General features: G+C 44.8%; 3 protein-coding genes and 1 pseudogene. 2 read left to right on the forward strand and 2 right to left on the reverse strand.

What is annotated here, in order from left to right:
• Positions 1-1,554 (reverse strand): BamA/TamA family outer membrane protein (locus V6C93_RS36080; RefSeq protein ID WP_333481517.1); only part of this gene is annotated, 1,554 nt, incomplete at its 3' end.
• A gap of 268 nt (positions 1,555-1,822) precedes the next feature.
• Here V6C93_RS36080 and V6C93_RS36085 point away from each other — a divergent pair.
• Positions 1,823-4,381 (forward strand): MASE1 domain-containing protein, encoded by a 2,559-nt coding sequence (locus V6C93_RS36085; RefSeq protein ID WP_333481518.1) that lies wholly within the window; start codon positions 1,823-1,825, stop codon positions 4,379-4,381.
• 1 nt (position 4,382) lies between these two features.
• Entirely contained in the window at positions 4,383-5,756 is a 1,374-nt protein-coding gene (locus tag V6C93_RS36090) for a hybrid sensor histidine kinase/response regulator (protein ID WP_333481519.1), read from the forward strand.
• A gap of 13 nt (positions 5,757-5,769) precedes the next feature.
• Here the strand turns inward: V6C93_RS36090 and V6C93_RS36095 are convergent.
• A pseudogene (locus tag V6C93_RS36095) lies at positions 5,770-6,120 on the reverse strand (valine--pyruvate transaminase); the annotation flags it as partial.

Genomic DNA, 6,120 nt, shown 5'->3' on the forward strand with positions numbered 1-6,120 from the left:
ACTCAGCCAGCGCACAGGTACATATTGGATATAGTTGCCCACTAATCGATTTTGCAAAATGTTACCCACCCCAATGGGGATAGACTGTTCGGTACTGAGGGTGACAATCGAGCCTCTTGTGGGGTTAAAGGGATTGTCTCGCCAGTCGCGAGTGACACCAAGGGACACAGTATATAGGTCATCAATACCTGTACCGCTGAAGGTGAGAGGATTTCCTCGTATATCCTCACGGGCAATCGTACCATCGCGATCGCGCGTACTAATGCGAGTGAAGTTCAACCCCAAGGTACTCCACCATTGATCGATGGGACGTGTCAACGTCGCGCTACCACCCAAACCTATTTCCCGCACACTCTCACCGTTGGCAAGGTCAATATCTCTATTAAAGATATTGGAAGTACTACGTTTGCGAAAAAGACTGAAGCCATACCCTAAACTATCACTCGCCACCTGATAAGGACTGACGAACTGGGCATTAAAATCGATGTTCTTTAAGCTAATCTGAGTATTTCCTTCGACGCGTTGGGGGTTGGGAAACAGGTTGAAGTCTCGATAACTCAGCGTGCCGTATACACCCACATCATCGTTATAGCCACCCCCAGGGTTGATAGAACGACCTGGACGCTCTTGGATGTTATAGACTACATCAACACCATCATCAGCAGGCACAACAGAGATATCCACCCGCTCAAATAATCCTAATTGCTGCAACTGTTGCAAATCACCCTGAACGACATCCTCTCTAAACACATCACCTGGCTTAAGTTGAATCTCACTAGCAATGTAGTCTTGAGACAGTCGCCTCGGAATGGGATTACCGTCTTTATCCACGGCCTCACCCTGATCATTAACAAAGCGAATCTCGATCGCTCTGACAATTGCCTGCGTGTTGGATACGGCTTCGGAGCTCAGGGGTTGTTGTGAGTTGAGTGAAGAGGGTGGAGTGGAAGTGGGATTCATGCGCGGGTTGCTGCGCAAATCGCTGAGGGCATTGCATCCGGTTTGGCGAGCGCATGTATCACCTATCCTCAAAAAATCCCCATCGTACACAACTCTATGCTGGTCTTCTGATGGCAGAGTGTAGGGGGTTTCTTTACTCGCCGTTATTTGAGCTAATTGCGTTGTCTTTTGGGGTAGCGTGACAGAGGTTGGTGTTATACCAATTGGGTTTGCCTGTGACACATATTCTTTGATTGCTCCCCCCTTAACAAGGGGGGCTGGGGGGGTGTGAAATGTGACATTAAAAAAGTCAATTGGTGTTAGCGGGCGAATATACTGCTTCTCGGTTGAGTCAAGTACACTCAGACCTAACCCCCAACCCCCTTCCCTGCCAGGGAAGGGGGCTAAATTCAAAGCCTTTCTATAAGGAGAAAGGTCAAAGCTGTACCCCACACCCATGAGAACCGCAATATCCAGTTGGCCTGAATCCTTCGTATTAATTGGGTTTGCCTGTGTCTGTGCTGCTAGAAGTCGAGCGCTTCCCATCTCCAGGGGAGTGACGCCACAGACGACCAAACTGACTAACGTAGAAATCGCAACCCTTGGGATATGCATCAAATTAGCCTCACACTCAACCTGTCTTATTCAGAATGCCAGTAGATTGCGACATTGAGTGAAGAAGCTTGCCCAATCAAGTTATGAAGTACTTTTCAAAAATTTACATCTATCCAAGGTAAGGTCTGACTTCAATAGAATAGAGCCTAACCGAACTTTAGCAAGTCTTAATGTCTACCGAAATTTCGAGCCAGCTAGTTTAGTAAAAAATCTCGTCTGTAGACGGCGCTGATAGTTCCCTTTAGCAAAATTTGAGGGATGAATCTGTATGATTACCGCGATCGCCAATGGTTTCAAAAACAGTCTTCTTCCGTTAGCTCGAAACCGGACTCATCTCTTGCAAGCCGTGCTGATGGCTTTTATCTACTTCGGTTTGGCTAAGGGGTCTTTGGTTTTTGCTGCCGTTAATGGATATGCGACACCCATCTGGCCTGCCTCTGGCATTGCTTTGGCAGCCATACTTCTCCTCGGCTATCACCTATGGCCTGGGGTTTTCCTGGGTGGTTGCATGGCTCACTTTATAGGGGAGCAGCTAACAGGAACAGCTATCCTGAGCGGTTTGTGCATCGGCATGGGAAATGCTGTCGGTACTGTCTTAGCAGCCTATCTGATCAAGCGATCAATGGAAAATCATCAACCATTGAACCGCGTTCGGGATGTTTTCTCTTTTGTGTTCCTTGCTGCGCTGCTCAGTCCGATAGCCGATGCCAACATCGGCGTGACTGCCCTATGTGTGTTCGGTGAAGCACCTTGGTCAGCTTATGGAGTGGTCTGGTGGACTTGGTGGATATCGGAAGTTGTGGGCATACTCGTCTTCACTCCTGTGGTTTTGGCTTGGAGTCAAGGCGTCGAAAAACCTAGGCAAAAATTTAAACAACGGTTTGCTGAAGGTGCTATTTTAATAGCCTTTACGATTGCCATTACTCGGATTACCTTCGGAGGTGGGTATCCAGTTGTATATATGCTGATTCCCTTGTTAGTATGGGCAGCATTTCGCTTCGGACAACAAGCAGCCACAGTCTTGGTTGTGATCATATCCCTTATCTCAATCGTGGGAACTGTTCAGGGTTTTGGCCCATTTGTTTGGAGTTCACAAAATGAATCTTTATTACTGTTGCAATCCTTCTTAGGTGTGATTGCCTTAACGACCTTAATCTTGTCTGCTGTTATAGCCGAAAATGAACAGGCAAAAACCCGATTAAAACTGGCAAATGCCGAATTGCAAGATGCTTTTGAAACATTAGAACAAAAAGTCGTAGAGCGCACGGCTGAATTAGCTGAAGCCAAAGAAAAAGCTGAAGTGGCAAACGAGGCCAAAAGCACCTTCCTTGCCAACATGAGTCATGAATTGCGATCGCCCCTCAACGCAATTCTTGGCTTTGCTCAAGTCATGAATCGGAGTAAAACCCTTACCCCAGAACACATAGAAAATCTCAGCATTATCAGCCGCAGTGGTGAACATCTGCTTACCCTGATTAACCAAGTCTTAGATTTATCCAAAATCGAGGCAGGGCGCATTACTCTTAATGAAAACAACTTCGATCTCTATCGTCTGCTCGATGACTTGGAAGATATGTTTCAACTCAAGACTGATGATAAAAGATTGCAGCTAATTTGCGATCGCGCCCCCGAACTCCCTCGCTATGTCCGCACCGATGAGGTCAAATTACGCCAAGTCCTGATTAACCTGCTGAATAACGCGATTAAGTTTACCCAAGAAGGTGGGGTGTCGCTGCGAGTAGATATAGAGTTGAATGTTGGAAGGTTGAACGTTACAGGTTATTCTAAAAACCTTCAACCTGCTAACATTCAACATTCAACCTCTTCCCAACCTGCTAACATTCAACATTCAACCTCTTCCCAACCTGCTAACCTGCAACCTGTAACCCTCAAATTTGAAGTGGAAGATACAGGCTCAGGCATTGCTCCGGAAGAATTGGATAGCATCTTTGAAGCCTTCGTACAAAGCAAAACTGGTAAAGAAGCACAAGAAGGAACCGGATTGGGGTTGTCCATCACACGCCAATTTGTACAACTGATGGGTGGTGCAATGGTAGTCAGTAGCCAGGTGGACAAAGGGACTACCTTCAAATTTGACATTCCAGTCGGTGTGGTTGATGCCAACGACATCGAAAGCCACCAACTGATACGCCGAGTCATTGCCCTCGAACCCAATCAACCTCGATATCGCATTTTGATTGTTGATGACAAACCGACGAACCGCCAATTGTTAGTTAAACTGCTCAATCCCTTGGGTTTTGAACTGAGAGAAGCTTGTAATGGAAGTGAAGCGATCGCAGTTTGGGAAACGTTTGAACCCCATCTCATTTGGATGGATATGCGAATGCCCGTGATGGATGGTTATGAAGCCACCAAACACATCAAAGCAACGACCAAAGGCCAAGTAACTGCAATTATTGCCCTAACTGCCAGTAGTCAAGAAGAAGAACGGGCTGTTGTCCTCAGCGCCGGTTGTGATGATTTTTTGCGTAAGCCCTTCCGTGAGGCAGATATCTTTGAAATAATACACAAACATATCGGTGTACGTTTTGTGTATGAAGACCCAACTAAAAGAGATTCATCTCTAAATAGAAATGGAGAGAAAGATGCTCTGACGGCTGTAGCTCTAGCGGCGCTACCTCAAGAATGGGTGACTAATATGGAACAGGCAATACTTCATGTTAATTTGAAGTTAGTTCTGGATTTGATTGAACAAATTCGTCCAGAAAATGCTCCACTCGCCAATGCTCTCACTTATTGTATTGATAATTTTGAATATGACAAAATTTTGAGTTTGATTACTGCCAGTGCAGGACAGAATAAGTAAAATGAATGTCCGCAAAACGAACAATTATAAAGGTAATATTTTAGTGGTAGACGATACTCCACAAAATTTGCGTTTGTTAGTCAGTATTTTGCAGAAACAAGGATATGAAGTTCGACCCGTGCCGAATGGGAAGTTAGCCTTGTCAGGGGCACGAGGGTTCCTGCCAGATTTGATTTTGCTGGACATCATGATGCCAGAAATGGATGGCTATGAAGTCTGCTCCCAGCTAAAAGCCGATGCACGAACCAAGAACATTCCAATAATCTTTATCAGTGCCATTGATGAGTTGGTAGATAAGGTGAAAGCCTTTGAGGTGGGTGGGGTGGACTACATCACTAAACCGTTTCAGGTGGAAGAGGTTTTGGCGAGAGTAGAAACTCATTTAGCGTTGCAACGCCTGCAAAAAAGCCTGCAAAATAAAAATGACGAATTAACTAAAGCTAATCAATACTTACAAAAAAGTAACCAAGATTTGGTAGACACGTTACAACAACTTCAATCCACCCAAGAAGAACTAATCCAATCGAAAAAAATGGCAGCATTAGGGCATCTGCTTGCCGGAATCGCTCATGAAATCAACAATCCTGTCAGTTTTATCTACGGCAATATTCATATCGCCCGTGGCTACTTCAAAGACTTACTAAGGCTTGTTGAACTCTATGAGCAGATTTATCCTCATCCAACACTAGAAATTCAGCAGTTAGCTGACGAGATGGATTTAGACTTTCTGGTGAAAGATTGGCAAAAACTCATGAATTCCATGCAAGTGGGCGCTGAACGTATCTGCGAAATCGTGCATAGCTTGCAAAGCTTTTCTAGACGGGATGAAGCAGGAATAAGAGCGATGGATATTCATGCAGAAATCGATAACACACTCTTACTTTTGCAACATCGCTTGAGGGCTGAGGGCACTCGACTAGAGATTCAGGTGATTAAAGATTATGGTCAATTGCCTCTAGTTACCTGTTATGCCAGTCAGTTAAATCAGGTGTTCATGAATCTACTTTCCAATGCCATTGATGCTTTAGACAATAAAACGTCCCCACGAATAATTACTATCAGCACATCATTAAGTCAACCCTCAAAAATCACAAGTGACAAAGAAACTGAGCCGATTTCCAATTCTCAGTTCGTTGTCATTCGTGTTGCCGATAATGGTTTGGGCATGGATGAAGCGGTGAAAAATCAGATATTTGACCCATTTTTTACCACAAAGGGCGTGGGGAATGGCACAGGTTTGGGATTATCCATTAGCTACCAGATTGTCGTGGAAAAACACTTGGGTCAAATCAGTTGTATTTCTACTCCAGGGCAAGGGACAGAGTTTATCGTTGAGATTCCAGTACACCTGGTGGCTAACCTTGTGAAACAATGACTGATGCAGAACGCTAATAAACCGACTGTACTACTTTTGCCAAACGCTGCATCCCGGCTTCAATTTCTTCATCACTTGCTGTCAAGCTAATGCGCACACACTGCTGCTTGTGCGACCAGTCTTCTCGTAAACCTGGGAAGAAAGTGCTACCTGGTACAACAATTACACCAACTTTCTTTAACTCTTGATAGAGTTCCCAATCCGTTATCGGTAAATCCTGTAACCATAACCAAGCAAAGATTGCTCCTTCTCCACGATGTAACAACCAAGGCAATTCTTTTGGCATGGATTGGTCGAGAGTATTTTCTAATACATCAAACTTTGAAGCGTAGTAAGGACGAATGATGTTACTAGAAATATCAGC

It is taken from the genome of Allocoleopsis sp., assembly GCF_036703385.1.
Classification (GTDB): Bacteria; Cyanobacteriota; Cyanobacteriia; order Cyanobacteriales; family Coleofasciculaceae; genus Allocoleopsis.

Bases quoted from the DNA above. Each gene is read 5' to 3' on its own strand.
- V6C93_RS36085 (WP_333481518.1), top strand. From the start codon at position 1,823: ATGATTACCGCGATCGCCAATGGTTTCAAAAACAGTCTTCTTCCGTTA.
- V6C93_RS36090 (WP_333481519.1), top strand. From the start codon at position 4,383: ATGAATGTCCGCAAAACGAACAATTATAAAGGTAATATTTTAGTGGTA.